26 protein-coding genes and 1 tRNA gene are annotated in these 25,541 nt (G+C 70.0%); 16 read left to right on the top strand and 11 right to left on the bottom strand.

Features of this window, described 5'->3' with window-relative positions:
- Nucleotides 1–39: 39 nt before the first annotated feature.
- From J2X60_RS09290 to msrA, 7 genes are all read left to right on the top strand, one after another.
- Nucleotides 40–879: an urea amidolyase associated protein UAAP1 gene (locus tag J2X60_RS09290; protein ID WP_309887189.1), complete on the top strand. Its 840-nt coding sequence runs from the start codon at nt 40–42 to the stop codon at nt 877–879.
- Nucleotides 879–1,571: an urea amidolyase associated protein UAAP2 gene (locus J2X60_RS09295; protein WP_309887190.1), complete on the top strand. Its 693-nt coding sequence runs from the start codon at nt 879–881 to the stop codon at nt 1,569–1,571. The genes J2X60_RS09290 and J2X60_RS09295 overlap by 1 nt, the downstream gene beginning before the upstream one ends.
- Nucleotides 1,568–5,206: an urea carboxylase gene (uca, locus tag J2X60_RS09300; RefSeq protein ID WP_309887191.1), complete on the top strand. Its 3,639-nt coding sequence runs from the start codon at nt 1,568–1,570 to the stop codon at nt 5,204–5,206. The genes J2X60_RS09295 and uca overlap by 4 nt, the downstream gene beginning before the upstream one ends.
- Nucleotides 5,203–6,924: an allophanate hydrolase gene (gene atzF, locus J2X60_RS09305; RefSeq protein WP_309887192.1), complete on the top strand. Its 1,722-nt coding sequence runs from the start codon at nt 5,203–5,205 to the stop codon at nt 6,922–6,924. Before uca ends, atzF begins: the two co-directional genes overlap by 4 nt.
- A gap of 23 nt (nt 6,925–6,947) precedes the next feature.
- Nucleotides 6,948–7,640 carry a helix-turn-helix domain-containing protein gene (locus J2X60_RS09310; protein ID WP_309887193.1) on the top strand — a complete coding sequence of 231 codons (693 nt, stop codon included), beginning with the start codon at nt 6,948–6,950 and terminating at the stop codon, nt 7,638–7,640.
- A gap of 48 nt (nt 7,641–7,688) precedes the next feature.
- The gene (locus J2X60_RS09315) at nt 7,689–8,309 is read left to right on the top strand and encodes a biotin transporter BioY (protein WP_309887194.1); all 621 of its coding nucleotides are present in this window, start codon (nt 7,689–7,691) and stop codon (nt 8,307–8,309) included.
- Nucleotides 8,310–8,390: 81 nt separating this feature from the next.
- Nucleotides 8,391–8,912, top strand: coding sequence for a peptide-methionine (S)-S-oxide reductase MsrA (msrA, locus tag J2X60_RS09320; protein ID WP_070417299.1), 522 nt, complete (start codon nt 8,391–8,393; stop codon nt 8,910–8,912).
- Between the two features lie 24 nt (nt 8,913–8,936).
- On the opposite strand, the gene J2X60_RS09325 is transcribed toward msrA, so the two are convergent.
- The 4 genes from J2X60_RS09325 to J2X60_RS09340 all read right to left on the bottom strand — a co-directional run bounded on the left by J2X60_RS09325 (nt 8,937) and on the right by J2X60_RS09340 (nt 12,664).
- Entirely contained in the window at nt 8,937–9,296 is a 360-nt protein-coding gene (locus J2X60_RS09325) for a UBP-type zinc finger domain-containing protein (protein ID WP_229085849.1), read from the bottom strand.
- Nucleotides 9,297–9,376: 80 nt separating this feature from the next.
- Nucleotides 9,377–10,378, bottom strand: a complete 1,002-nt coding sequence (locus J2X60_RS09330; protein ID WP_309887195.1) for an aldo/keto reductase — start codon at nt 10,376–10,378, stop codon at nt 9,377–9,379.
- A gap of 197 nt (nt 10,379–10,575) precedes the next feature.
- Nucleotides 10,576–11,583 carry a TerC/Alx family metal homeostasis membrane protein gene (locus tag J2X60_RS09335; protein ID WP_071296470.1) on the bottom strand — a complete coding sequence of 336 codons (1,008 nt, stop codon included), beginning with the start codon at nt 11,581–11,583 and terminating at the stop codon, nt 10,576–10,578.
- 106 nt (nt 11,584–11,689) lie between these two features.
- Nucleotides 11,690–12,664, bottom strand: coding sequence for a family 43 glycosylhydrolase (locus J2X60_RS09340; protein WP_309887196.1), 975 nt, complete (start codon nt 12,662–12,664; stop codon nt 11,690–11,692).
- Nucleotides 12,665–12,842: 178 nt separating this feature from the next.
- On the opposite strand from J2X60_RS09340, the gene J2X60_RS09345 reads away from it, so the two are divergent.
- A complete protein-coding gene (locus J2X60_RS09345; protein WP_309887197.1) occupies nt 12,843–13,496 on the top strand; it encodes a nuclease-related domain-containing protein in 654 nt (217 codons plus the stop codon).
- A 17-nt stretch (nt 13,497–13,513) separates the two neighbouring features.
- Here the strand turns inward: J2X60_RS09345 and J2X60_RS09350 are convergent, their stop codons facing one another.
- Nucleotides 13,514–14,290, bottom strand: a complete 777-nt coding sequence (locus tag J2X60_RS09350) for an alpha/beta hydrolase (RefSeq protein ID WP_309887198.1) — start codon at nt 14,288–14,290, stop codon at nt 13,514–13,516.
- A gap of 51 nt (nt 14,291–14,341) precedes the next feature.
- On the opposite strand from J2X60_RS09350, the gene J2X60_RS09355 reads away from it, so the two are divergent.
- From J2X60_RS09355 to J2X60_RS09370, 4 genes are all read left to right on the top strand, one after another.
- Nucleotides 14,342–14,755, top strand: coding sequence for a MarR family transcriptional regulator (locus J2X60_RS09355; protein WP_309887199.1), 414 nt, complete (start codon nt 14,342–14,344; stop codon nt 14,753–14,755).
- A gap of 57 nt (nt 14,756–14,812) precedes the next feature.
- Entirely contained in the window at nt 14,813–15,400 is a 588-nt protein-coding gene (locus tag J2X60_RS09360; protein ID WP_309777891.1) for a TetR/AcrR family transcriptional regulator, read from the top strand.
- A 70-nt stretch (nt 15,401–15,470) separates the two neighbouring features.
- Nucleotides 15,471–16,877: an amidase gene (locus tag J2X60_RS09365; RefSeq protein ID WP_309887200.1), complete on the top strand. Its 1,407-nt coding sequence runs from the start codon at nt 15,471–15,473 to the stop codon at nt 16,875–16,877.
- A 12-nt stretch (nt 16,878–16,889) separates the two neighbouring features.
- Nucleotides 16,890–17,117: a hypothetical protein gene (locus J2X60_RS09370; protein WP_309777889.1), complete on the top strand. Its 228-nt coding sequence runs from the start codon at nt 16,890–16,892 to the stop codon at nt 17,115–17,117.
- Nucleotides 17,118–17,497: 380 nt separating this feature from the next.
- On the opposite strand, the gene J2X60_RS09375 is transcribed toward J2X60_RS09370, so the two are convergent.
- The 3 genes from J2X60_RS09375 to J2X60_RS09385 form a co-directional block, all read right to left on the bottom strand.
- Complete coding sequence (locus J2X60_RS09375) at nt 17,498–18,220, bottom strand: MAE_28990/MAE_18760 family HEPN-like nuclease (protein ID WP_309887201.1); 723 nt, start codon at nt 18,218–18,220, stop codon at nt 17,498–17,500.
- Nucleotides 18,221–18,223: 3 nt separating this feature from the next.
- On the bottom strand, nt 18,224–19,357 hold the full coding sequence (locus tag J2X60_RS09380; protein WP_309887202.1) for a DUF262 domain-containing protein: 1,134 nt from the start codon (nt 19,355–19,357) through the stop codon (nt 18,224–18,226).
- Nucleotides 19,358–19,782: 425 nt separating this feature from the next.
- A tRNA-Ser gene (locus J2X60_RS09385) sits at nt 19,783–19,872 on the bottom strand.
- A gap of 142 nt (nt 19,873–20,014) precedes the next feature.
- Between J2X60_RS09385 and J2X60_RS09390 the strand changes: the two genes are divergently transcribed.
- Together J2X60_RS09390 and radA are read left to right on the top strand one after the other, a co-directional pair.
- A complete protein-coding gene (locus J2X60_RS09390) occupies nt 20,015–21,004 on the top strand; it encodes an SGNH/GDSL hydrolase family protein (protein ID WP_309887203.1) in 990 nt (329 codons plus the stop codon).
- A 10-nt stretch (nt 21,005–21,014) separates the two neighbouring features.
- Nucleotides 21,015–22,376 carry a DNA repair protein RadA gene (gene radA / locus J2X60_RS09395; RefSeq protein WP_070419292.1) on the top strand — a complete coding sequence of 454 codons (1,362 nt, stop codon included), beginning with the start codon at nt 21,015–21,017 and terminating at the stop codon, nt 22,374–22,376.
- Between the two features lie 75 nt (nt 22,377–22,451).
- Here radA and J2X60_RS09400 read toward each other — a convergent pair whose 3' ends face one another.
- A complete protein-coding gene (locus tag J2X60_RS09400; protein WP_071296496.1) occupies nt 22,452–22,835 on the bottom strand; it encodes an SseB family protein in 384 nt (127 codons plus the stop codon).
- Nucleotides 22,836–23,139: 304 nt separating this feature from the next.
- Here J2X60_RS09400 and J2X60_RS09405 point away from each other — a divergent pair, with 304 nt between their 5' ends.
- Entirely contained in the window at nt 23,140–23,349 is a 210-nt protein-coding gene (locus J2X60_RS09405) for a cold-shock protein (RefSeq protein ID WP_022907629.1), read from the top strand.
- Nucleotides 23,350–23,566: 217 nt separating this feature from the next.
- Here the strand turns inward: J2X60_RS09405 and J2X60_RS09410 are convergent, their stop codons facing one another.
- Together J2X60_RS09410 and J2X60_RS09415 are read right to left on the bottom strand one after the other, a co-directional pair.
- On the bottom strand, nt 23,567–24,253 hold the full coding sequence (locus J2X60_RS09410; RefSeq protein WP_309887204.1) for a hypothetical protein: 687 nt from the start codon (nt 24,251–24,253) through the stop codon (nt 23,567–23,569).
- Nucleotides 24,254–24,317: 64 nt separating this feature from the next.
- Nucleotides 24,318–24,860, bottom strand: a complete 543-nt coding sequence (locus J2X60_RS09415) for an amino-acid N-acetyltransferase (RefSeq protein ID WP_070417309.1) — start codon at nt 24,858–24,860, stop codon at nt 24,318–24,320.
- Nucleotides 24,861–24,934: 74 nt separating this feature from the next.
- Here J2X60_RS09415 and J2X60_RS09420 point away from each other — a divergent pair, with 74 nt between their 5' ends.
- Complete coding sequence (locus J2X60_RS09420; protein WP_070417310.1) at nt 24,935–25,387, top strand: SRPBCC family protein; 453 nt, start codon at nt 24,935–24,937, stop codon at nt 25,385–25,387.
- Nucleotides 25,388–25,541 lie beyond the last annotated feature (154 nt).

Genomic DNA, 25,541 nt, shown 5'->3' on the forward strand with positions numbered 1-25,541 from the left:
CCAGCACCCGCACCGCCCGCACCACCGGAAGGAACCACCGTGCGTGACCTGCACCAGACCGACAGCGTGACCGCCTCACGCTCGGACGCTCGCGCCCAGGGCGGCACGACGTCCGACTGGATGCCGTACCTCCCCGCCTCGTCGTCCCCGTTCGCACCAGTGGGCGTGGACCCGGCCGACCTCGTCTGGGCCGAGACGGTCGCCCCGGGCGGGTACACCCACAAGGTCCTCGCCCGCGGGTCCCGGCTCCGGTTCGACGACCCGACCGGCGACGCGTGCGCGAACCTGCTGGTGTTCAACGCCCTGGAGCCGTGGGAGCGCCTGAACGTGGCCGACACCCAGAAGATCCCGTGGCAGGCGTACCTCGGCCAGGGCTCGCCCCTGCTCAGCGGCGACGGCCGGGTTCTGGCGACCGTGGTCGAGGACACCTCCGGCCACCACGACGCCTTCTGCGGCACCTCCACCGACGCGTGGAACGAGCGCAAGTACGGCGGAGCGGCACCCGAGGGACCGACGCCGAGCGGGCGGTCGCTCCTCGCGAAGGCCGCGGCGAAGCACGGGCTGTCGAAGCGGGACCTGCCCCCGAGCATCTCGTTCTTCCAGGGCGTCCACGTCGAGGCCGACGGCTCGCTGACGCCGACGGGCAGTGCCGGGCCTGGTCACCACGTCACGCTGGTCGCCGAGCTGCCCCTGCTCGTCCTCGTGGCGAACGTCGCCCACCCGGTCGACCCCCGCCCCGAGTACACGGTCGGCCCCCTGCGCGTGCACGCCTGGCGCGGCACGCCGACCACCCACACCGACCCGCGGGCGACCGCGACCCCGGAGCTGTACCGGGCGCACCTGAACTCGATCGACTACGCGGAAGCGCGAGGCCTGTGATGACCGGAACCCTGACCACGACCGTGCCGGTGGGCGCCGTCCACGACCCCGACGTCCCGCTCGACTGGAGCGAGTCCCTCGTCCCCGGGACGATCGTCCGCGACGACCGTGTCGCGCCGCTCGCGCCGTGGTCCGCCGTCGTCCGCGCCGGCGAGGTGCTCACGATCGTCGACGTCGGCGGCAACCAGAGCGCCGACTGCCTGGTGTACGACGCGCACGACCCCGACGAGCGCTACAGCGTGCCGGACACCCTGGCGGCACAGGGCAACGCGTACGTCCGCACCGGCACCGTCCTCATGTCGAACGAGGGCCGTCCCCTGATGACGGTCGTCGCGAACGAGATCGACCGGCAGGACACCATCGGCGGTGCGTGCTCGAAGGAGTCCAACACGCTCCGCTACGGCCACCACACGCAGTACCAGCACGGCTGCCGCGAGAACTTCCTCGCCGAGGCCGGCCGACACGGACTGGGGGCTCGGGACATCGTGTCGAACCTCAACTGGTTCATGAACGTCCCCGTCGAGGAGGACGGCGCGCTCGGCATCGTCGACGGCATGAGCGCCCCCGGCAAGCGCGTCGCGATCCGGGCCGAGCGGGACGTCCTCGTGATCGTCTCCAACTGCCCGCAGATGAACAACCCCTGCAACGACTTCTCCTGCACGCCTCTCCGGATGATCGTGGTCCAGCCGTGAACGCCGCGCTCTCCACCGACACCGTCCTCGTCGCCAACCGCGGTGAGATCGCCCGCCGCGTGATCCGCTCCGCGAAGGCGCTCGGGATGCGCACCGTCGCCGTGTACTCGGACGCCGACCGCGCCGCCCCGCACGTCCGCGAGGCCGACGTCGCCGTCCGGCTCGGCCCGGCACCGGCCCGCGAGTCCTACCTCGACATCGACGCCGTGGTGCGCGCGGCGATCGACTCCGGCGCCGGCCTCGTGCACCCCGGGTACGGGTTCCTGTCCGAGAACACCGCGTTCGCCGCGACGTGCGAGGCCGCCGGGATCCGCTTCGTCGGCCCGACGGCCGAGCAGATCGTGCAGTTCGGCGCGAAGCACACGGCGCGCGAGCTCGCCGCTGCCGCCGGCGTGCCGATGCTCGCGGGCACCGGTCTCCTCGCGGACGTCGACGAGGCCGTCGCCGAGGCGGATCGCATCGGCCTGCCGGTCATGCTCAAGGCCACCGGCGGTGGCGGCGGGATCGGCATGCAGGCGTGCGCGACCCTGGACGAGGTCCGACAGGCGTACGCGAGCGTCGAGCGCACCGCTTCCGCCGCGTTCGGGTCCGCCGGCATCTTCCTCGAGCGGCTGGTCCGGCCGGCGCGGCACGTCGAGGTCCAGCTCTTCGGCGACGGCGAGGGCCGCGTCGCCGTGATCGGCGACCGCGACTGCTCGCTCCAGCGCCGCAACCAGAAGGTCATCGAGGAGGCTCCGGCCCCGGCGCTCCCCCAGCAGGTCCGGGAGGCGCTGCACGCGTCCGCCCGTCGGCTCGCCGAGAGCGTCGGGTACCGCAGCGCAGGCACGGTCGAGTTCGTCTACGACCCGGTCCGCGAGGAGGCGTCGTTCCTCGAGGTGAACACCCGGCTCCAGGTGGAGCACCCGGTGACCGAGGAGGTCTTCGGCGTCGACCTCGTCGAGCTCATGCTCCGCCTGGCCCGCGACGGCGCTGCCGGCATCGACCCTGAGGTGTTCACCCGCGCGTGGACCCCGAACGGCCACGCCGTCGAGGCCCGCGTCTACGCCGAGGACCCGGCCAAGGGATCGCTCCCGTCGAGCGGCCTCGTCACCCAGGCGGTGTTCCCCGAGCGCGACGGCGTCCGCGTCGACGGCTGGGTCGAGACCGGCTCCGAGGTCTCCGCGTTCTACGACCCGATGCTCGCGAAGGTCATCGCCACCGGGGAGACCCGTGACGACGCCCTCGACCTGCTCCGGGACGCCCTCGCCGACACCCGTGTCGACGGCATCGTCACGAACGCCGGGCTGCTCCGTTCCCTGACCGACGACCTCGAGCTCCGCACCGCCACGCACTCCACGTCGACGCTCGACGAGACCGACGACCCGGACCCGCGGATCGACGTCGTCGTGCCCGGCACGATGACGATGATCCAGGACCTGCCCGGTCGGGTCGGGTACTGGCAGGTCGGTGTGCCGCCGAGTGGTCCGTTCGACGGTGTCTCCTTCGCCGAGGCCAACCGTGCGGTGGGCAACCCGGACGGCGCCCCCGCCCTGGAGATCACCGCGACCGGTCCGACGCTGCGGTTCTCCACCGCGGCCGTCGTGGCCCTCACGGGCGCCCCGGTTCCGGTGACCCTGGACGGGGAGCCGGTGCCGCTCTGGGAGCCCGTCGAGGTCGGTGCCGGACAGACCCTCGCGATCGGTGCCGCTCCCGGCCCCGGGCTCCGGAGCTACCTGGCCGTCCGCGGCGGCTTCGACGTCCCGACCTACCTCGGTTCCGCCGCGACGTTCACGCTCGGCGGGTTCGGCGGCCACGCCGGCCGGGCCTTGCTCGCCGGCGACGTGCTCCGTCCCGGGTCCCCGGACTCGGACGCCCCGCACCCGGCCTTCCCGGTCGGCACCCGGCTCGGCCTGGTCGGCGGCCCGACCCCGGCCGAGCGACGCACCGCGCTCACCGACGCGTGGGAGATCGCCGTCACCGAGGGACCGCACGCGGCGCCGGACTTCTTCACGCGCGCCGACCTCGACGTCTTCTACGCCACCGACTACGCCGTGCACCACAACTCCGCACGCACCGGCGTCCGGCTCATCGGCCCCCGACCGGGCTGGGCACGGACCGACGGCGGCGAGGCGGGCCTGCACCCGTCGAACATCCACGACACCCCGTACGCGGTCGGGGCGATCGACTTCACCGGCGACACCCCGATCATCCTCGGACCGGACGGCCCCTCCCTCGGCGGCTTCGTCTGCCCCGCGGTGGTCGCCAGCGGCGACCTGTGGAAGCTGGGCCAGCTCCGACCGGGCGACACGGTCCGGTTCGTGCCCGTCCGCGAAGCCGACGCCGCAGCGCTCGAGGCGAACCGCGCCTCCCGGACCGTCCCCCGCACCGGCGGCGACGGCGACGACGGGGTGATCGCGCGCCTGGACGCGACCGACGCCCGACCGGGTGTCGCGTACCGACGCGACGGCGACGACAACGTCCTCGTCGAGTACGGCGACATGACCCTCGACATCGCGCTGCGGATGCGCGTGCACGCCCTCATGACGAAGCTGCAGGAGGAGGCGCCACGCGGCATCCTCGACATCACCCCCGGCATCCGCTCGCTGCAGGTGCACACCGACGCGAGCGTGCTGAAGGCGAGCACGATGGCGGGCCTCCTGCGCGAGCTCGAGGACGAGATCCCGCCGACGGATCAGCTCGTCGTGCCGTCGCGCACCGTCAAGCTGCCGCTGTCGTGGGACGACCCGGCCACCCGGCTCGCGATCGAGCGGTACATGGCCGGCGTACGGAACGACGCCCCGTGGACGCCGTGGAACATCGAGTTCATCCGGCGGATCAACGGCCTCGACAGCGTGGACGACGTGTTCCGCACGGTCTTCGACGCGAGCTACCTCGTGCTCGGTCTGGGCGACGTGTACCTCGGTGCGCCGGTCGCCACGCCGCTCGACCCCCGGCACCGGCTCGTCACGACGAAGTACAACCCCGCCCGCACCTGGACGGCGGAGAACTCCGTCGGCATCGGCGGCGCCTACCTCTGCATCTACGGCATGGAGGGGCCCGGCGGCTACCAGTTCGTCGGCCGCACCGTGCAGATCTGGAACCGGTTCCGCCGCGGCGGCCTGTTCCAGGAGGACCCGTGGGCACTGCGCTTCTTCGACCGCATCGAGTGGTACCCGGTCGGGGCGGAGGAACTGCTCGAGCTGCGCGCCGAGACCGACGCCGGCCGCGGGGACTTCGAGACCGTGGACGGCGAGTTCTCGATCGCCTCGTACAAGCGGTTCCTCGGCGAGAACGCCGCGTCGATCGCGGACTTCCGCGCCCAGCAGGCCCGGGCGTTCGACGAGGAGAAGGAACGGTGGCGGGCCTCGGGCGAGTTCGACGTCCGCGACGAACCGGCCGTGGTGCTGCCGGACGAGGTGGTCCTGCCCGCCGGCGCCACCGCGGTGACCGCGCCGTTCACCTCGACCGTGTGGCAGGTGGACGTCCGACCGGGCGACCGGGTGGACGAGGGCCAGCGGCTGCTGGCCGTGGAGGCGATGAAGATGGAGTCGATGGTGCACGCACCCGTGGAAGGACACGTGTTGGAGGTCTACATCAAGCCGGGCGACCAGGTCGCCCCGGGGCAGGTCCTGGCAGCGATCGGAGCACCGGCGTGAGCGGGGGCAGCACCGCGGCGGACCGCGTGCACGCAGCCTTCGACCGGATCGACGCCGTCGACCGCCCCGAGGTCTGGATCACCCTGCGCGACCGCGCTGCCGTCGTCGCCGAGGCGTCGGCCGCGGACCCGGCCCTGCCGCTCGCCGGGATGCTCGTCGCGGTCAAGGACAACATCGACGTCGCCGGACTCCCGACCACGGCCGCGTCCCGCTCCTACGCGTACACGCCGACGGCCGACGCCACCGCGGTCGCTCGTCTCCGGGCCGCGGGCGCGGTCGTCGTCGGCAAGACGAACCTCGACCAGTTCGCCACCGGGCTGGTCGGCACCCGCTCACCCTTCGGTGCCGTCCGGAACGCCTGGGACCCCACCCGGATCTCCGGAGGCTCCTCGAGCGGCAGCGCGACCGCCGTCGCCCTCGGCATCGTCGACTTCGCGCTCGGTACCGACACCGCGGGCTCCGGCCGGGTGCCGGCTGCCCTGAACCACCTCGTCGGCGTGAAGCCCACGAAGGGTCTCGTCCCGAACACCGGCGTCGTCCCGGCCTGCCGGTCGCAGGACTGCGTCACCGTCTTCGCCCGGTCGCTCGACCTCGCCCGGACCGCCACCGAGCTGATGGCCGGCCCGGACGGCATCGACCCGCTCGCCCGACCGGACGCAGCGCTCGTGAACGGCTCGCTCGTCGTCCTCCCCGCCGTGCCGCGGATCGCAGTCCCGCTGCCGTCGCAGCTCGAGGGGCTCGCACCCGGCTGGGCGGACGCGTTCGGCCGGGCGGTCGACCGGTTCCGTGCCCTCGGGCACGAGGTCGTCGAGGTCGACATCGCACCGCTGCTCGACGCCGCTGCGCTGCTCTACGAGGGCGCGTTCGTGGCCGAGCGGTACGCCGCGGTCGGCGCCCACATCGAGGCGAACCGCGACCGGGTCGGCGACGACCTCGACCCGACGGTCGCCGGGATCGTGCTCGGCGGCGCGACCCCCACCGCCGCAGAACTCTTCGCCGACCAGGAGCGACTCGACGCGTTCGGCGCCGCCGGTCGAGCCGCCCTCGACGGCACCACCGCGCTGCTCACCCCCACCACGACCTGGCACCCGACCCTCGCCGAGGTCGCCGCGGACCCGGTCGGCGCGAACAGCCGGATGGGGCGGTACACGAACTTCGCGAACCTGCTCGACATGGCGTCGCTCGCGGTCCCGGCCGGCTTCGTGGACGGGCTGCCGTTCGGCGTCATGCTGACCGGCCCCGCGTTCAGCGACCGCCGCCTCGCGGCACTCGGTGCGGCCTTCGCCGCACCGACGGTCGACGTCATGGTCGTCGGCGCGCACCTGCGGGACCAGCCGCTGAACGGGCAGCTCGTCTCCGCGGGCGGGACGTTCGTCCGGGAGGCGCGCACCGCCTCCGACTACCGGCTGTACGCCCTCGACACGGTGCCGCTCAAACCCGGACTGGTCCGGACGCGCTCGGTCGCGTCCGACACCGGGGCGGCGGCGCCGGACGGCGCCGGCATCGCCGGAGAGGTCTGGCGGCTCCCCGCGGCGGGCTTCGGGACCTTCGTCGCCGCGCTCCCCGCACCGATGGCGATCGGCACCGTGACGCTCGACGACGGCACGGACGTCACCGGGTTCACGGTCGAGGCCGTCGCCGTCGAGGGCGCCGAGGACATCACGCACCACGGCGGCTGGCGGACGTACCGGGAGCACGCGGCCCGGGAGCGCGTGTGACGGCCGGCTGCGAGGATGGGGCCATGTCCTCCGACGACCGGCCCGCCCGACTCGGCAGACCGCGGGTCGTCCCGGACACCGCGTCCGGGCTGAGCCCCCGCGACCAGATCCTCGACGCCGCGGCGGCCCTGTTCGTCGAGAACGGCTTCAGCGCCACCTCGACCCGGGCGATCGCCGAACGGGTCGGCATCCGGCAGGCCTCGCTGTACTACCACTTCGCCGGCAAGGACGAGGTGCTCGTCGAGCTCCTCACGACCTCGGTCCGCCCGAGCCTCGACGTGGTGCGCGGCCTCGAGGAACGCGTGCCCGGATCCGTCTCCGCCGCGGGCGCACTCGCGGCCCTGGTCCTCATCGACATCGACACCCTCGCGCGGACGCCGCACAACATCGGCACGCTCTACCTCCTGCCGGAGGTGCAGGGCGAGCGGTACGAGGGCTTCCGGACTGATCGGCAGGAGTTGCAGGACACCTACGGCCGACTCGGGGCCCTGGCCGCGACCGAGGACGTCCGGGGCACGGTCGCGCCCGCGCTGCTGGGCGGCATCCTCATCCAGCTCGCCGAGACCGTCATCCAGCTGCGCCGCACCGGCGAGGTGGACGACCACGACCGCGAGGCGATCACCGGCACCTGCCTCCGCGCGTGCGGGCTCGGCCCCGACGCCGTCGCCGCCGCCCGACGCGAAGCCGACGCCCTGCTCGCCGCAGCGGCCGTCTGACGCGACACACACACGACGCGACCCACACACGACCCGACAGGACACCCCATGACCGACCACGCCCACGCGCCCGTCCGGACCACCGCCCTCCGCCCGCTCGCCGACGTCGTGCTCCCCCGCACCGCCCTGGTCAGCACCGCCCTCGTCGTCGGCGGCGCACTGCTGACCGCCGGTGCCGCCCAGGTGTCCGTCCCGCTCTGGCCGGTGCCGATCACCGGGCAGACGCTGGCCGTCCTGCTCGTCGGCAGCGCCCTGGGTGCGCGTCGCGGCGCCCTGTCGATGCTCGTCTACGCGCTGCTCGGCGTCGTGGGGCTGCCGGTCTTCGCCGACGGGACCGGCGGAGCCGGCGTCCTGGTCGGCCCGACGGGCGGCTACGTCGTCGGGTTCGTCGCCGCCGCGGCGCTCGTCGGGTGGGTCGCGGAGCGGTTCGGCGACCGCCGGTTCACCGCGGCGCTGCTCTCCTTCGTGCTCGGCACCGTCGTGACGTTCGCGGCCGGGATGGCCTGGCTCGCCGTGTCGCTCGGGCTCGATCTGCAGCACACGCTCGAGTACGGGCTGTACCCCTTCGTCGTCGGCGGTCTCGCGAAGGCCCTGGTCGGAGCCGGGGTCACGTCCCTCGGCTGGACGGCCGCCCTCCGGCGTCGCGCGACCAGGGGCACGATGGGCTGAGCGCGGGAACAGTCGGCGGGTGTTGCCGGTTGCACCGGGTGATGCCGCAGCCAGCGGCAACGACGACCTCAGGAGGCCACCATGACCACCACCGAAACCGCCATCCTCGCCGGCGGGTGTTTCTGGGGAGCGCAGCAGCTCCTCCGTCGCCGTCCCGGTGTGATCAGCACGCGCGTCGGGTACTCCGGCGGCGACACCCCGAACGCCACCTACCGGAACCACGGCGACCACGCCGAGTCGGTCGAGATCGTCTTCGACCCGTCGCAGATCTCGTACCGCGACCTGCTCGAGTTCTTCTTCCAGATCCACGACCCGTCGACGAAGGACCGCCAGGGCAACGACGTCGGCCGCAGCTACCGCTCCGCGGTGTTCTACACCACCGACGAGCAGCGTGAGGTCGCCCTCGACACGATCGCCGACGTCGACGCGTCCGGCATCTGGCCGGGCAAGGTCGTCACCGAGGTCGAGCCCGCCGGTGACTTCTGGGAAGCCGAGGAGGAGCACCAGGACTACCTCGAGAAGCACCCGCACGGTTACACGTGCCACTTCGTGCGCCCGGGCTGGACGCTCCCGCGCCGCGACGAGGCCGTCAGCGCGAGCTAGCGCGTCCTGATCGGCACCGGCGGGTCAGCGCGACCCGCCGAGCAGTTCCAACCAGTCCCCGGGCAGGCGATCCGCCGGCCCGGGGACTGCCTGTTCCACGGGGTGGCTCGTCGGCGCCGCGAGCTCGACGCCCTCGAACGTGGAGTGGTCGCGGTAGTCGTACGACCACGTCTCGCCGGGCTCGTAGCTCTGGATGACCGCGTGCCCGGTCGCCTCCCAGTGTCGGGTGGCGTGGGTGTCGAGCGAGTCGTCGCAGCAGCCGACGTGGCCGCACGCGGCGCACCGGCGCAGGTGCACCCACCAGGACCCGGTGGCGTCGCACTCGACGCACCCGGGTCCGCTCGGTGCGACGTCGGGGTGGATCATCTCGGCGTGGTCCGTCATGGGACCATCCTGGCCCGGACGCAGCCCCGCGGCCAGCGCGCCGCCCGGACTCAGCCGCGCGGCCAGCGCGCCGCCCGGACTCAGCCGCGCGGCACCAGCGCGTCGATGGCCGCGAGCTCCTCGTCGGTCAGCGGCGCACCATCGAGCGCGTCGAGCGTCCCGTCGAGCTGCCGGACGCTCGACGCCCCGACGAGCGCGGACGTGACCGCCGGCTGCCGGAGCACCCACGTGATGGCGAGCTGCGCGAGCGTCTGCCCACGGGACACGGCGATGTCGTTCAGGGCGCGCGCGGTCGTCAGGTACTCGTCGTCGATCCGGTCCGCGCCGAACCAGCGTCCCTCCGCCGCCCGCGACCCGACCGGCACCGAGCCGTCGAGGTAGCGGTCCGTCAGGAGCCCACCGGCCAGCGGGGAGAACACGATCGCGCCGGTCCCCAGACGGAGCAGCTCGTGGAAGAGCCCGTCCTCGGGGACCCGGTCGAACATGTTGTAGCGCGGCTGGTGGATGAGCAGGTGGATGTTCTCGGCGGCGAGCGCCTCGGCTGCGGCGGCCGTCTGCGCCGGGTCGTAGTTCGAGATGCCGGCGTAGAGCGCCTTGCCCGAGCGGACCGCGGTCACGAGGGCGCTGACGGTCTCCTCGATCGGGGTCTCGGGGTCCGGCCGGTGCGAGTAGAAGACGTCGACGTACTCGAGCCCGAGGCGTCCGAGCGACTGGTCGAGCGAGGCGAGCATGGACTTGCGCGAGCCCCAGTTGCCGTACGGACCGGGCCACATGTCGTAGCCGGCCTTCGTCGACACCACGATCTCGTCGCGGAACGGTCGGAGGTCCGACTCGAGGATGCGACCGAACTGCTCCTCGGCGGCTCCGGGCGGCGGGCCGTAGTTGTTCGCCAGGTCGAAGTGGGTGATCCCGCGGTCGAACGCGTGCAGCACGATGTCGCGCTGCGTCGTGAGCGCTCGGTCGGCGCCGAAGTTGTTCCACAGCCCGAGGGAGATGCGGGGCAGGAGCAGGCCGCTCCTCCCGACGCGCTGGTACGGGAGTCGCTCGTAGCGGTCGTCGGCGGGGCGGTGGACGTCAGGCATCGTTGCTCGATCCGGTTCGTGAGGGGGTGGCGGGGTCCGGTGTCGACGCTAGCGGACCGCACCAGCCGGTTCCGGCGCACCGCGCCAGCGGGGTGACGGCCGTGCCTGGAGGGACGGTGCGGGCCCGACCCGCGCCTCCAGTCCGTCTCGTGGTGCGTCCACAGCTGGACGCGCGCGACGGGCGCGGTGCAGGACCGCTACGCCGTGCCGGCGTCGCGGGAGACCTCGTCGTGCGACTCGTCCTCGCGGCGCATCCGCAGCAGGCTCGCCCCGGTCGCCACACCCATCGCCACGACGATGACCAGCAACGAGACCCCGGTGCCGATCTCCGGCGCCCACTCGACGTGCTCCCCACCGTTGATGAACGGCAGTTCGTTGCCGTGCAGTGCGTGCAGCACGAGCTTCACGCCGATGAAGGCGAGGATCGCCGCGATCCCGTACTTGAGGTAGACCAACCGCTCGAGCAACCCGCCGAGCAGGAAGTACAGCTGCCGGAGGCCCATCAGAGCGAAGACGTTCGCGGTGAACACGATGAACGCGCTCTCGGTGATGCCGAAGATCGCCGGGATCGAGTCGAGCGCGAACAGCAGGTCGGTCGTCCCGATCGCGATGAGGACCACCAGCAGCGGCGTGAAGTGCCGTGCGCCGTCCTGCACGATGCGGAACTTCATGCCGTCGTAGGTGTCGGTGATGCGGATCCGACGCCGGAGCAGCCGCACGATGAGGCTGTCCTTGTCATCGTCGTCGTCCTCGCCACGGAGCTGCTGGATCGCCGTCCACACCAGCCACGCCCCGAAGAGGTAGAAGATCCACGAGAAGTCCTCGATCAGGCGGGCGCCGAGCAGGATGAAGACGCCGCGCAGGACCAGCGCGATGATGATGCCGAGCATGAGCACCTCCTGCTGGATCGCCTTCGGCACGGAGAACCGCGCCATGAGGATCACGAACACGAAGAGGTTGTCGATGCTCAGGCTGTACTCGGTCAGCCAGCCCGCGAGGAACTGCCCGGCCGGTTCCCCACCGGCGAAGACGAACATCGCGACGGCGAACAGCAGCGCGAGGCCGACGTAGAGGCCCACCCACAGGCCGGACTCCTTGAGCGTCGGCACGTGCGGACGCCGCGCGACGACGAGGAGGTCGGCCAGCAGGATCGCGACGATGGCGATCAGGGAGCCGACTTCGAACACGGCCGGGAGCTCGAGCATCCGGGGCCTTCCTGGTTGGGGGCGTCGGGGACGTCCAAGCTTGCCACGCGCGCGGGCCGGCCCCGCACTCGACGGCGCGGTTCGTGACCGCCTCGACCCGGCGGGGTCAGCCCACGGGGTCCGTCTGCACGACCGGCGCACCGTCGGCGAAGGTCAGTTCCGTCGCAGCGATGCACCACGTGTGTCCGTCGTCCGGGTTGCCCTGGAAGAACAGGTACTCGCGGCCGTCCTCGTCGCGGAAGAAGCCCGGGTGGCCGGACTCGGAGTGGTTCCACGCCCCCTCGGGCCCCGCCGGCACGAGCGGCTCGTCGGAGCCGCGCGTCCACGTCCGGCCGTCCGGGCTCGTCGCCCACCCGATCTGCTGCGGCTTGTTGTTGTACGCGCCCGCGTAGAACACCGTGAACGTCTCGCCGTCCCACCGCAGCGCCGGCGCCTCGATGCAGTCCTGCTCCCAGGGCAGCTCCGGGGCCAGCGCCGGCCCGTCGACGGACAGCTGCTCCCAGTCGTCGCGACCGTACGCGCTCCCCAGCGGCGCTCGTGCCGTCCCGAGCAGCTGCATCGTCATCGTCGGGTCCCGCGTCACCCATCCGAGCAGCAACCAGTCGCCCGCGATCACCAGGTCCGCGTCGATCGCTCGGCCGCAGGTCCACTCCCCCGTCGGGCGGAACACCGGGTTCTCCGGGTTCGGCGTGAAGGTCAGGCCGTCGTCGCTGACCGCGTGGCAGATCGAGTCCTCGCGGCCCCGGCCGTAGGTCTGGAAGAAGAGGTGGACGCGTCCGTCGATCACCACGGCGCCGGGCGCTGCCGCACCGCTGCGGTCGTACTCCCCGAACGACGGCAGCTCGGCCACGGTCCGCCACGTGACGAGGTCGTCGCTCTCGGCGATGCCGACGGACCAGCCCTCGGGCTCCTCGTCGCTCGCGGACGGGAGGGAGCAGTACAGCAGGTACCGGCCGCCGAACCGGATGACGGAGGGGTCCTTCGCGTAGGGGCGGCCGCGGCGGGACGTGTCGCCCCAGGGGGCGCCGAGGAGGCGCACGGCCTGCGGCGCTGCGGAGGGATCGGGTGCGGATGTCGGCATCGCTCCACTCTGCGCCCCGTCGGCGCGCGCGGACCAGCGTGACCGCTTGCCGGACTGGAGGCGCGGCTGGCGTCCGGCACCGCACCTCCAGTCCGGTGGTCCGACCGTCCCGCCGTGTCGCTCGCGAGCCCCGCACTGGGGCTCGTGGACGAGGCAGGCTGTCTGCCTGGATGGGTCCATGGGGACCGACCACACGACCGGCGCCGGCGCGTCCGCGCAGCGCGAGTACGACCGCCGCAGGGCGCGCGACGAGGCGACGATCCGCTCGACGTGGGGCGAGGGGCGGATCGGTACGATCGCCGTCGCACTCTCGAGCGAGCGGCAGAGCACCGCGGCGTGGAGGTCCGGCGCCGTCGGTGAGGCTGAGGTCGGACGGAGACTCGACGCCATCGCGTCCGACCACGTCGTGGTGCTCCACGACCGGCGCATCCCCGGCTCCCGCGCGAACATCGACCACATCGTCGTCACCCGGGCCGGCGTCTGGATCGTCGACGCCAAGCACTACCGAGGCAAGCGGCCGCGGCTGGTGGTCGAGGGCGGACTGTTCCGTCCGCGCGTCGAGAAGCTCGTCGTCGGCGGCGACCGGACGAAGCTCGTGGACGGTGTCCTCCGCCAGGCGACGCTCGTCAGGGAGCTCGTCGACCCGGTGCCCGTGCACGGCGCGCTTTGCTTCGTCGGGGCGGACTGGCCGCTCGTGGGCGGGTCGTTCACCGTCCGCGGTGTCGACGTCTGCTGGCCGGGGAAGCTCGCGAAGCAGCTCGCTGCGCTCGACGGGGAGGTGGACGTGGCTGCGGTCGCGGCAGCGGTGGGGCGGCGTTTCCGGCCGGCGTGAGGCCCGACGGCCGCGGGTCAGTGCTCGCGCAGGAACGGGTCGAGGACGCGCCACGTCGCGTCGGGGTTCTCCAGGTGGGGCAGGTGCCCCGCTTCCGGCACCTCGGCGAACGTCGCCCCCGGGACGGCCGCTGCGACTCGACGACCGTACGCCGGCGTGACGACCCGGTCGCTCTCCCCGAACACGATGAGTGTGGGCACCGCGACGGAGGCGAGCCGCTCCATGAGGGTCGGGTCACTCATCGTCCGCCCGGCGACCGCGATCATCGTCGCGCCGTTCGACTGCTGCACCGCCCGCTGCTGGTCCGTGAGCGCGGTCGGGTCGACGAAGCCGCGGTCCGGGTCGTGCCAGGCGACCTCGGCGAGACCCCGAGCATCGAGCGCGAAGAAGTCGGCGATCGGCTCGCCCTCGACGACGGCGCCGACACCGTCGACGTCGACCACCGCGCCGACCACACCCGCGTACCGGTCATCGGCGGCAGCCTGGACGGCCATCTCGAGGGCGATCCACCCACCGATCGACGAACCGATCAGCACGACGTCGCGTTCGCCGTCGACGAGGAGCAGTTCGAGGTACGCGGCGGCGAGTGCAGCCACCGAGTCGATGTCCGTGGGCCGGCTCGTCCCGTCCCAGCCGGGGTGCGTCGGTGCGAGGACGTGGTGCGTCGTGGCGAGGTGCTCGACGAGCGGCGCGACCGTCCGCGGGCCGCCGCCGCCGTGCAGCACCAGCGCCGTCCGTGAACCGGGCACGCCGGCCTCGATCACCTGCAGGTCAGTGGGGAGTGTGGGGATCATGAGCACGCCTTTCTCAACATGTTTATTTACTGGTGTTGATACGGTAGCACTGTGACGACGGACCTGGAAGCCCTCGGGCAGGCGATCAAGCGGGCGCAGTACCGGAACCACCGGACGATGGACGCAGCGCTCCGGCCGGTCGGCGTGACCCTGGTGCAGTGGGACGCGCTGCGGGCGATCGACCGGATGCCCCACGCCTCCGGGCACGACCTCGCCGTTGCGACGTTCCAGAGCGACCAGGCGTTCGGGACCCTCGCGACCCGGCTCGTCGAGCGGGGGTTGATCGTGCGAACAGCCGGCCACGGGCGACGGATCGAGCACGCGCTGACCGACGAGGGCCGGGAGCGCCTGCAGTCCGGTCGACGCGTCGCCGAGGAGGTGCTGTCGGAGCTCTTCGCACCGCTCGACGAACCGGGTCGCGGCGCCTTGGCCGTGCTGCTCGGAACACTGCTGCGGGAGCAGTGAGGATCGCGGATCGACCCGCTTGTAGACGACTGGTCTAATAGCGTGTACGCTCAAGCCATGGCCACCACGGAGATCGACACCAGGCAGCACATCCTGGACACCGCCCAGACCCTCATGGCGCGCAAGGGGTACACCGCGGTGGGCCTGACGGAAGTCCTGTCCGAGGCCGATGTCCCGAAGGGGTCGTTCTACTACTACTTCTCCTCGAAGGAAGCCTTCGGCGAGGCGCTCATGAAGAGCTACTTCACCGACTACCTCGCGACGATGGACCGCATCGCGAGCGACACGTCCAAGACGGGTGCGGAACAGCTGGACGAGTACTGGCAGCGCTTCACCGACCTGCAGTCGTTCGACGACTTCCAGGGGAAGTGCCTGGTCGTGAAGCTCGCCGCCGAGGTGTCCGACCTGTCCGAGCCCATGCGACTCCAGCTGGTCGACGGCACCACCGGCATCATCGACCACCTCGAGCGGATGATCACCACCGGCGAGCGCGACGGCTCCGTCACCCTCGACGACGACGCGCGGTCGCTCGCGCAGGAGCTCTACGAGATCTGGCTCGGCGCCAGCATCATGGCGAAGGTCCAGCGCGCAGCCCAGCCACTCCAGCGGGCCCTCGACAGCACGAAGGTCCGACTGCACCTCTGACCCACCGGGCTCCGGCCCGGTCCTCTTTCCACCATCACTAGACGACTGGTCTACTAGCAAGGAGTACATCATGGCCGAAGACATCTTCTACCTCGACGCGACCGAACTGGCCGCTCGCATCAAGGCAGGTCAGCTGACCTCAGTGCAGGTCGTGCAGGCGTACCTGGACCGCATCGCGGCGGTCGACCCGAAGATCAACGCGATCGTCACCCTCAACGACGACGCTCTCGCCGAGGCCGCTGCCGCCGACGCGGCGCTCGCTGCCGGCGAGGAGGTCGGCCCGCTGCACGGTGTGCCGTTCACGGTGAAGGACTCGATCGACACCGACGGGATCCTCACCCAGCGCGGCTCCCCCATCTTCACGGGGCGGACCCCCGACGAGGACGCGGTGGCGGTCGCCCGGATGAAGGCAGCCGGCGGCATCGTGCTCGCCAAGACCAACCTGCCCGAGTTCTCGTACTCGACCGAGAGCGTCAACCTGCTCTCCGGCCGGACGAACAACCCGTACAACCTCGACCGCACCTCCGGCGGCTCGAGCGGTGGCGAGTCCGCAGCGATCGCCGCCGGTCTCAGCCCGATCGGCCTCGGCACCGACCTCGCGATCTCGGTCCGCGGCCCGGCGTCCCACACCGGCATCGCCGCCATCAAGCCCACCCACGGCCGCATCCCGATGACCGGTGTCTGGCCGCGCGTCCCCCGACGCGACTGGCACGTCGGCCCCATGGCCCGCACCGTCCGCGACCTCGAGCTCGGCTACCGGATCATGCGCGGCCCCGACGGTCAGGACGGCTTCGCCGTCACCCCGAACACGGTCGACACCGGCAAGCCGGACGCCGCCCCCTCGGACCTCCGCGTGGCGTGGTTCACCGACTCCGGCCTCGGGCCGGTCGACCCGCAGGTCGCCGACACCGTCCGCCAGGCAGCCGAAGCGCTCACCGCCGCCGGCGTCCTCGTCGAGGAGATCGACATCCCGACCCTGCACCACGACAACCCGCTCGCGCTGTTCAACAAGCAGCACGTCATGGAGCTCAAGCCCGCGATGGCCGAAGCCACCAAGGGTCACGAAGACCTCCGGTTCACGATGTCGAAGACCATGCTCGCCACCCCCGACACCTCCGTCGAGGACTACGTCGCGGCCGAGCAGGGCTTCGAGCGCATCCGTGACGCCTACGCCGAGGTCTTCACGCGGTTCGACGCCGTCCTGCTGCCGGTCCTGCCGATCCCGGCGCACGAGCACGACAAGACCGAGTTCGTCATCGACGGGCAGACAGTCGATGCCACCCACATCCAGACCTTCACGGTCCAGTTCAACATCACCGGGATGCCCGCCCTGTCGATGCGCTTCGGCACGAGCACGGACGGCCTGCCGATCGGCGTCCAGATCGCCGGCCCGTGGCACGCCGAGTCCACCGTGTTCAACGTCGCGGCGTTGCTCGAGTCAGTCAGCCCCGTCCGCGACCAGCACCCCGAGATCTGAGGAGCAGGAACGATGACCGTCACAACCGCCCCGGCGGCCCCGGCCGTCCCGGCCGTCCCAGCCGGGGAGTACGTCAACCGCTCCCTGGTCGTCTCCGGAGTCGGTACCTTCACCGGCGTCCCCGCCACCGCCCGAGGCACCTACGTCAGCGGCACGACCTCGCGCGCCCGGACCGGGCAGTACGTCCAGGCGTCGCCGCGTCGGGTGCATCGGCAGACCCTGATGCTCACCAACCATTAACGGGGAGCCGCGCCAGCCAGTCCAGGAGGCGGGCGCGGCGCTTCGTGATGCCGATGGCTACCAGGAAAGAAGAAAACCCCCGCGTCGACGGGGGTTTTCTGTGGCGGTACCGGTGGGATTTGAACCCATCGCCGCGCATCCGCACGGACGAGACCGATGGTCGAATCGCTGCGTCTGCGGGACTTCCGCTGGCTGATCGAGCCGAGCTGAGCCACCTTGAGACAGATGGCGATGCGCCAAATCGCACCGCAGGCGGACCTCGACGACGCCCAGAGCGATCGCGACAGGCGTGGTGTCCAAACCGGCTCTTGGTTGGACCCGAAGAACTGCTCGTCCGACCGCGCCGAACCGAATGTCAAGCGCTAATTATGTACCTCGTGTCAGGATGCGGCCTGTCCCTGCTCAGAAACAACCAACTGCCTGTACGGCTCGACAAGATCGTCTTGCTTTCGACTAAGCCGCTCAGCCAGCGCGACCAAGAAGTTGAGATATCGGCTCACGTCGGCCGGCGTCGGCTTCCGGTCGACATCGCCATGCGCGATGTCATTCCTGCATTTAACAGCGTCCCGCAGGGAAAAACGAATGTTTGCCGTTTTTGTACGACCATTGTCGTCGTCGGAGTAATCAAGATCACCGTCGCAGACCGCACCGCGCTGGCCCATCAAATGAAACAGCCCATCTATTGTCTCCGCGTGGGCGTTGGTGACCTCGCGCTTCAACGTTGCCGGTTTCAACGTTCCCGGTGCCGGTTTGGCTTGAGGATTCCATAAAGCCGTTACATCGCTCAGCTTTTTAAGTAGGGCCCCGCGTTGCTCAGCATCGTTAGATTCGATGATTGCTTGGAGTCGCGGCAGAGTGTGCACCTCCCTCACGCCTACGGGGATTTGGTGCGCGAACAATTCGCCAGTACTCAATACATCGATGAAGTCTTCCGCCAAATTGCCTACGAAGGCTTCAAAATGGCTCACCAATAGCACGACGCTGGATCGACATAAGGCATTCACCGCCTCATCGTCAGTTCGACCGTCAGTAAGTGCGGCTAGTGTCCTAACTTCTGCGACTCCCGCAGCAAAGCTGCCGAGCGGCCCCGCATCCATGGCCATTCTTCAAGCCCGAGCAAGGTGACTCGGAAGACTGACCGTCACACCGAGAGCCACCAACCCATCAGAGACAGCGTTGACGCGACTAACCATCCGGGTCCTGTCAGCCGTGGCACGTCCAATCGATGCTCGGAAGTCGTCGTTGTCGCTCAGGCTCTCGACGAATTGGCGGACTTCTCCCGCCTTGGCCCGCACCTGATCGCGGTCTGCGAAAGCAACGGGGACCATTACGGCATCAAAAAACGCCTTGTTCACCGGCGTTTTGGATCCAGCCAGCCTGAATGGCGAATCTCCCAAAACCTCAGAGACCGTTCGACATACGTCTTCGAATCGATCCACTTCTGCCCGCGATAGCGTCGACGTTTGGTTGCTTCGCATATACTCGTTCAGAAACTGCCGGAGAGGCGGCTTGTAGCTTTCACCCGTGACGAGCGCGAGGTATCGGAGGATGATCTCTTCGTAATCCATCCGCTTGTTCCCGTGCACACCCATGAGCGGGGTGAAGTACGGCTCCTTGGCCAGGGTCTTCAGTGCGTCATTGAGGGAACCCCTATACACCGAGTTTCGCAACTCCTGGGCAGTGAGAGATGCCGCCCCCGTATTGAGGCGCTCAAACACATCAAACTTGATGTCAGGGTGACTATCCTCGGTGATGACAATACACCGAATTGTTCGTCCCTCGAGACGTCGCTGATCACGGGGCGCCAGTTCGGCAAAGACCTTCCCCTCGAGCTCCGTTAGGACCGAGAGCCCTGTGAGAGTCACGTCCCCATCAAGGAATTGCTTGATGGTGCTCAGGCGCTGCAACCCATCAATTACTTCGAATACGCCATTAGAGTCTTCTGCAAAATAGCAGACAGGAATTGGCACGTTGAGGAGTAAGGACTCAATCAGGCGGGACGCTTTCCCGAGGTCCCACACATACTTGCGCTGGTACTCAATCGTGAGACTGATACGGCCCGCTTTGATGTCATCGCTGATCGCCCGCACACCGAGGTCGTAGGGCTGCGTAACGAGGCGCCTCTCCTCTGTGCTCAAGTTCAGGGCTTCTGCCTGCTCGGCGGTGGAATTCAGATCAGGATCATCGTCAATCTCGTCCACTTCGTCGGGCTCCGCCGCGCGGGCTGTTGCTTCAGTCAAGGGATCTCCTTCGTTAGCTGCAACCTACGAGAGTTCCTCACCCATCCGCAACCGTAGGGTTGCCGACTCATACCGCCGTAGCCGTCTCAGGACACTGAGGTCGTGGAGATGTCCCAGCGCCACGGTCGCGGCCAGCTGCACACCTGTGGTTATATGGCCCCCCTCGCGCTGATCTAGAGCTTGAGTGGCGCATCGCAGTGGCGAGGCCGTTAGGGAAGACTGACGTGACAGCTTGCGCTTCGCTGCGCACACTCGAGGAACGGGCGAGTGAACCTCGGACACCGGGTCGGACGCACTCTGGCTGACCCCGCTGGTCAGGATGAGGCAGCCACGGTGCGGAGTCGTGCGCTCACGAGAGCCCACCAGAGATGCATCAAGGCGGCTCCTCAAAAAGAGAAAACCCCCGCGTGAACGGGGGTTTTCTGTGGCGGTACCGGTGGGATTTGAACCCACGGTGGAGTTGCCTCCACACATGTTTTCGAGACATGATCCTTCGGCCGCTCGGACACGGTACCGGGAAAGAGTTTACACGATCCAGGAGGCGCGACGCACCACCGCGCGTCGGCTCCCCCTCCACAGGTGGCCGGTCCGGAGCGCTCGTCCACGGCCAGGTCGGGACGGATCGCGTCCCGAAGAAGTCCGCGTAACGTCCACCGCATGAGATCTCGCACGCTCATCGCACTGCTGTCGTCGGTCGTCGGTGGCCTCACTGTCCTGGGGGGCGCGGCCTTCGGCGCCCGGGCCGGCGTCCGCGGCCAGCGCGCCGCTGCCCGTCGCGTCGGCGAACTGCTGCCCGTGCACGCCGACTGGTGGCGCGAGCGCCTGCAGCACGAAGGACAGATCACGTACCTGGCCATCGGCGACTCGGCAGCACAGGGCGTCGGTGCGAGCGAGCCCCACCGTGGGTACGTCGGACTGCTCGCCCGCCGGATCCGGCACCGCTCCCGGTCGTCGGTCCGCGTGGTGAACCTCAGCGTGTCCGGCTCGACGACGTGGGGCGCGCGGAAGGACCAGCTCCCGAAGCTCCGCAACTACACGCCCGACATCTGCACCGTGTCGATCGGCGCGAACGACATCGCCGACTTCCACCCCGACAAGTTCGAGCGGAACATCCGCGACATCTACGGCGCGGTCCCGTCGCACGCGATCGTCGCCGAGCTGCCGTGCATGTTCGTCCCCGACCGCGAGCGCAAGGTCGCCGTGGCGAACGAGATCGTGCACCGGGTGGCGGAGGAGTTCGGTCTCACGGTCGCGCCGCTGCACACCATCACGAAGCGGGTCGGGCTGCGCCGGACGTTCTTCAACAGCTACGGCGATCTGTTCCACCCGAACGACCGGGGCTACGAGATCTGGGCGAGCGCGTTCGAACCCGCGGTCGATGCCCGGGTCGACGTCGTCGCCGCGATCCGGCACTACCTGTCCGCGCGCGAGGCAGAAGACCTCGGTGCCGGAGCCGGAGCGGTGGCGACCGCGCGGGCCGAGCAGGACACCGAGGGGGCCGAGGCCCTCGACCACGCCGAGCGTCCCGGTCGCATCGACCGCCTCCGCCAGCGCATGACCGGATCCGTCACCCTGCCCGACGCCGGACCCGACAAGCGCCCCGACGGTTCGGACGATCGCACGGGTGATGTCGGCGGCACCGCCTAGCCTGGCCATCATGGCGCGCGCTCAGTCCCTCTACCGTTGCACCGAGTGCGGCTGGACCAGCATCAAGTGGGTCGGCCGCTGCGGTGAGTGCCAGTCCTGGGGCACAGTCGAAGACTCGACCGCGGCCACCGCCAGCGTCCGGGGCACCACCTCGGTGGCGGTCACGGGCAACCGCGTGGCACGGCCCATCACGGAATCCCGTGGAACGACGGTCCAACGCTGGCAGACCGGCATCGGCGAATTCGATCGAGTCCTCGGCGGCGGAGTCGTCCCGGGTGCGGCGGTCCTGCTGTCCGGCGAGCCCGGCGTCGGCAAGTCCACGCTCCTGCTCGAGGTCGCTTCACGAGCGGCAGCGACGGGCAAGCGCGTCCTCTACGTCAGCGCCGAGGAATCCGTCGACCAGGTCCGGCTCCGCGCCGAACGCACCGGGGCGATGCACGACGACCTCTACCTGGCGAGCGAGGTCGACCTCGGCGTCATCCTCGGCCAGATCGACCAGGTCAAGCCGGACCTCCTCATCGCCGACTCGGTGCAGACCATCTCGTCGAGCTCGATCGACGGCATCGCCGGTGGTACGTCGCAGGTGCGCGAGGTCGCCTCCACGCTGATCCGCGTCGCGAAGGACCGGGCTCTCCCGGTCCTCATCGTCGGGCACGTGACGAAGGACGGCACGATCGCCGGACCCCGACTGCTCGAACACCTCGTCGACGTCGTGTGCCACTTCGAGGGCGATCGGCAGACCGCACTCCGGTTCGTCCGCGCGCTCAAGAACCGCTTCGGCCCCACGGACGAGGTCGGCTGCTTCGACATGGCCGGCGACGGCATCCACGAGGTCCCCGACCCCAGTGGCCTGTTCATGTCGAAGAACGGCGCGCCGGTGTCCGGCACGTGCGTGACCGTCGCGCTCGAGGGACGCCGAGCGCTCCCGGTCGAGGTGCAGGCGCTCGTCGTCCCGAGCTCGGCGCCGCAGCCGCGCCGGGTCGTGAACGGCGTCGACTCGTCCCGCGTGGCGATGCTGCTCGCCGTGCTCGAACGTCGCGCCGGCCTGAAGCTGTCGGATGCCGACGTCTACGTCTCCACGGTGGGCGGCATGAAGCTCACCGAGCCCGGCGCCGACCTCGCGATCGCGCTGGCCCTGGCGAGTGCCGCCCGCGACCGCCCGTACCCGCACACGTTGGCGGCCGTCGGCGAGATCAGCCTCGCGGGCGAGATCCGCCCGACCACCGGCACGAAACAGCGCGCGAGCGAAGCCGCACGCCTCGGGTTCACGACCGTGCTCGGCGCGGACGCCCAGCACCTCCGCGAAGCACTGCGGGTCGCGTTCTCCCTGGCCGCGAACGAGCGGGAGCGCGAACTCGATCGAGCGTTCTGACCGATCACGGCAGCACCGATCACGGCAGAGCCGGCGGTACGACACGCCGCGGAACGACGCACACGCAAGTGCGAGTCAGGCTCGGAGCGCCGCCAGCAGGTCCTCGGGCGTCGCCTGCATCGTGTGCGGGCCCGCGATGTCGAAGAAGACACCCTCGAGCGAGTCCAGATGCGCCGCGATGAACTCCTCGAGTCGCGGCCCGTCGTAGACCATCACCTGCCGGACCTTCTCGTCCGGCACCATCGCCGTGTACGCGTCTGCCGACGAGAACAGCAGCAGGATGCGCTTGTCCGAGCCCTCACGCCCGAACACCCGCACCTGCATGTCCTTCTTGCCGGTGACGAGCCGGGGGACGATCACGATGTCGTTGCGGAGCGCGAAGGCCACCGCCGCGACGTCCTGCTTCTCGAGCGCCGCCTCGAGCTGTTCGCTCCGGAAACGCTGTTCCTTGTCTGCCATCGGGACCCAGTCCACCAGATTCATGGACGTTCGGCGACTTCGGCTCTTCCCTTGTGGCCACAAGACTGTAGATTGGTACCAACCGCTTCGGCGGGAGTCCATCGTTCTTCCGGTGCACAGCACCTCGAGCGCCATCGGTCACTGGCCTTCCCCGGCCGCCTGGCCCCGAACCCGTTCTACCGGCCCCATGCCCGCAGGACGCATCGATCTGACGACATCCGTCGGTGGATCGGCGGTAGCGAATACCGCATCGCAAGGCAGTCGACTGCAGATGTCGACTGGCAAGAAAGTAAGGAACGCCATCATGGCATCGACCGGCACCGTCAAGTGGTTCAACAACGAAAAGGGCTTCGGCTTCATCGCCCCGGACGACGGCTCCGCTGACGTCTTCGCTCACTTCTCCGCGATCGCTGGCAACGGCTACAAGTCGCTCGAGGAGAACCAGAAGGTGGAGTTCGACATCACCGAGGGTCGCAAGGGCCCGCAGGCGGAGAACATCTCCGTCATCGGCTGATCTCCTCCAGCCCGAACGGGCCCGTCGTCCTCGTGACGACGGGCCCGTTCCCATTTCACGACACGGTTACAGCGCCGAGGACCGTGGCCTCAAAAGGCCTCCCCCTGACAAGCGAACACCCCCGCGACAAGCGAAAACCCCCGGAGATCCGGGGGTTGACGCCGATCGGGCATTCCCAATCCACTTGCCCTCATCGTAGCCGGTGAGCACCGCCGGATTACCCGAGGATGAACTGCACCGACGCCTTCGACTCGATGTTCCCCACCGCCACCTGCAGGTGGTAGCTCGCACCCCCACCGGTCACCGACGGCCGAGACGAGTCGCACGTCGACGTCGACGACCGCGTCCGGTCCCAGGCGATCGCCGGCGTGGTCAGGGTCTGCCCGGCCTTGATCGTGACGTCCTGGTTGGTCCCACCGGTCTGGCAGTCCTTCGACGACCAGTACTGCTCCTCGCCGGACGAGATCGTGAGGACCTGCTGGGACGACCCGAGGTCCATGTGGCACGAGTTCGACCCGGTGTTCTTGATCGACATCGCGATCTTCGGGTCCTCGGTGGGGCCGTACGAGGTCTTGTCGACGACGGGCGTGAGCTCGATCTGTTCCTTCACACACGTCGACCCGTCCTTGGCCGACGCCGACGCCGACGCCGAAGCCGAGGCCGAGGCCGACCCCGAGGGCGAAGCGGCTGCAGAGGGAGTGGCACGCGGCGACGACGACGGCCCGGCAGACGATGCGGAGGCGGAAGCGGGAGAAGAACCCGGGTCAGCAGACGCCCCACCCCGCCCGACCACGATCAACACGACGACGACCACGATCAGCAGCAGCACCCCGATGACCATCGCACGACGGCGCCAGTAGACGCCCGGCTTCTCGGGCCCGACGGGGTGACGGAACGACGACATGCGCACAGGGTAGACAACGGCGCGAGCCCGACGAGGGAACCCCGCCGGAGGGCAGGCGAAAGCGTCAGAGGATCTTCAGCATGCGGGTGTTGCCGAGCGTGTTCGGCTTCACCCGTGCGAGGTCGAGGAACTCCGCGACCCCTTCGTCCGACGACCGGACGAGCTCGGCGTACACCTCGGGCGAGACGACGCTCTCGCCGATCTCGAGGTACCCGTGCTTCGTGAAGAAGTCGACCTCGAACGTGAGGCAGAAGATGCGGGCGACGCCGAGTTCGCGGGCGTCGTGCTCCAGTGCCTCGAGCATGCGGTGGCCGACGCGCTTGTGGATCCAGTCGGCGTCGAGGGCGAGCGTGCGCACCTCGGCGATGTCGTCCCAGAACACGGCGAGCGCACCGCACCCGATCGGGACGCCGTCGGGGCCTTCGGCGATCCGGAACTGCTGGATCGAACCGTAGAGCGCGACGTTCTCCTTGCCGAGCAGGATCCGCCGGTCGACGTAGGGCGAGATGAGCCGCTGGATGTGCGGGACGTCCGACGCCAGGGCCGGGCGCACCAGGATGCCGTGCTCGTCCCGTTCGTGGAACGCGTGCTTCCCGTGCTCAGTCATCTCCCTCACACTAGTGCGCCCCGGGGGACAGGCCCCTGTACGGCGCCCAGCCGTGGCCGCCTACCGTCCGGGTCATGCCTCAGATCATCGAAACCGTCGACGTGAACGTCCCCGTCGCAGCTGCCTACGGCCAGTGGACCCGCTTCGAGGAGTTCCCCGAGTTCCTCGACGAGGTCGAGAAGATCGTCCAGGTCGACGACAAGACCACCGACTGGACCGTGAAGGTCGCCGGCCAGGAGCGCGAGTTCCGTGCCCTCATCACCGAGCAGCACCCCGACGAGCGGGTCGCGTGGACGGTCAAGGACGGCGAGACCGACCACGCCGGCGTCGTCACCTTCCACAAGCTGTCCGACGACGAGACCCGCGTCACCGCGCAGATCGACTGGGAGCCCTCCGGCTTCCTCGAGAAGCTCGGCGCAGCGGTCGGCGTCGGCGGTCACGCCATCAAGAAGGATCTGCAGAACTACAAGGAGCGCGTCGAGTCGGCACCCACCGACACCGGGTGGCGGGGCGACGTGCAGGCCTGATCAGGCCGACGCACGAGAACGCGACCACGGTCGGGGCGGGGGGGGGGGGGGGCGCCGGGCCCCCCCCCCCCCCCCCCCGGGGGGGGCCGGCCCCCCCCCCCCCCCCCCCCCCCCGCCAGGAACCGACAGGGAAAAAGGCCCCCCCCCCCCCCCC

Source organism: Curtobacterium sp. 320, assembly GCF_031455235.1.
Taxonomy (GTDB): Bacteria; Actinomycetota; Actinomycetes; order Actinomycetales; family Microbacteriaceae; genus Curtobacterium.

Excerpts from the sequence above, each read along its gene's own strand:
- J2X60_RS09295 (WP_309887190.1), top strand. The coding sequence starts at position 879 with ATGACCGGAACCCTGACCACGACCGTGCCGGTGGGCGCCGTCCACGAC.
- J2X60_RS09310 (WP_309887193.1), top strand. The coding sequence starts at position 6,948 with ATGTCCTCCGACGACCGGCCCGCCCGACTCGGCAGACCGCGGGTCGTC.
- J2X60_RS09315 (WP_309887194.1), top strand. The coding sequence starts at position 7,689 with ATGACCGACCACGCCCACGCGCCCGTCCGGACCACCGCCCTCCGCCCG.
- msrA (WP_070417299.1), top strand. The coding sequence starts at position 8,391 with ATGACCACCACCGAAACCGCCATCCTCGCCGGCGGGTGTTTCTGGGGA.
- J2X60_RS09325 (WP_229085849.1), bottom strand. The coding sequence starts at position 9,296 with ATGACGGACCACGCCGAGATGATCCACCCCGACGTCGCACCGAGCGGA.
- J2X60_RS09330 (WP_309887195.1), bottom strand. The coding sequence starts at position 10,378 with ATGCCTGACGTCCACCGCCCCGCCGACGACCGCTACGAGCGACTCCCG.
- J2X60_RS09335 (WP_071296470.1), bottom strand. The coding sequence starts at position 11,583 with ATGCTCGAGCTCCCGGCCGTGTTCGAAGTCGGCTCCCTGATCGCCATC.
- J2X60_RS09340 (WP_309887196.1), bottom strand. The coding sequence starts at position 12,664 with ATGCCGACATCCGCACCCGATCCCTCCGCAGCGCCGCAGGCCGTGCGC.
- J2X60_RS09345 (WP_309887197.1), top strand. The coding sequence starts at position 12,843 with ATGGGGACCGACCACACGACCGGCGCCGGCGCGTCCGCGCAGCGCGAG.
- J2X60_RS09350 (WP_309887198.1), bottom strand. The coding sequence starts at position 14,290 with ATGATCCCCACACTCCCCACTGACCTGCAGGTGATCGAGGCCGGCGTG.
- J2X60_RS09360 (WP_309777891.1), top strand. The coding sequence starts at position 14,813 with ATGGCCACCACGGAGATCGACACCAGGCAGCACATCCTGGACACCGCC.
- J2X60_RS09365 (WP_309887200.1), top strand. The coding sequence starts at position 15,471 with ATGGCCGAAGACATCTTCTACCTCGACGCGACCGAACTGGCCGCTCGC.
- J2X60_RS09370 (WP_309777889.1), top strand. The coding sequence starts at position 16,890 with ATGACCGTCACAACCGCCCCGGCGGCCCCGGCCGTCCCGGCCGTCCCA.
- J2X60_RS09375 (WP_309887201.1), bottom strand. The coding sequence starts at position 18,220 with ATGGCCATGGATGCGGGGCCGCTCGGCAGCTTTGCTGCGGGAGTCGCA.
- J2X60_RS09390 (WP_309887203.1), top strand. The coding sequence starts at position 20,015 with ATGAGATCTCGCACGCTCATCGCACTGCTGTCGTCGGTCGTCGGTGGC.
- radA (WP_070419292.1), top strand. The coding sequence starts at position 21,015 with ATGGCGCGCGCTCAGTCCCTCTACCGTTGCACCGAGTGCGGCTGGACC.
- J2X60_RS09400 (WP_071296496.1), bottom strand. The coding sequence starts at position 22,835 with ATGGCAGACAAGGAACAGCGTTTCCGGAGCGAACAGCTCGAGGCGGCG.
- J2X60_RS09405 (WP_022907629.1), top strand. The coding sequence starts at position 23,140 with ATGGCATCGACCGGCACCGTCAAGTGGTTCAACAACGAAAAGGGCTTC.
- J2X60_RS09410 (WP_309887204.1), bottom strand. The coding sequence starts at position 24,253 with ATGTCGTCGTTCCGTCACCCCGTCGGGCCCGAGAAGCCGGGCGTCTAC.
- J2X60_RS09415 (WP_070417309.1), bottom strand. The coding sequence starts at position 24,860 with ATGACTGAGCACGGGAAGCACGCGTTCCACGAACGGGACGAGCACGGC.
- J2X60_RS09420 (WP_070417310.1), top strand. The coding sequence starts at position 24,935 with ATGCCTCAGATCATCGAAACCGTCGACGTGAACGTCCCCGTCGCAGCT.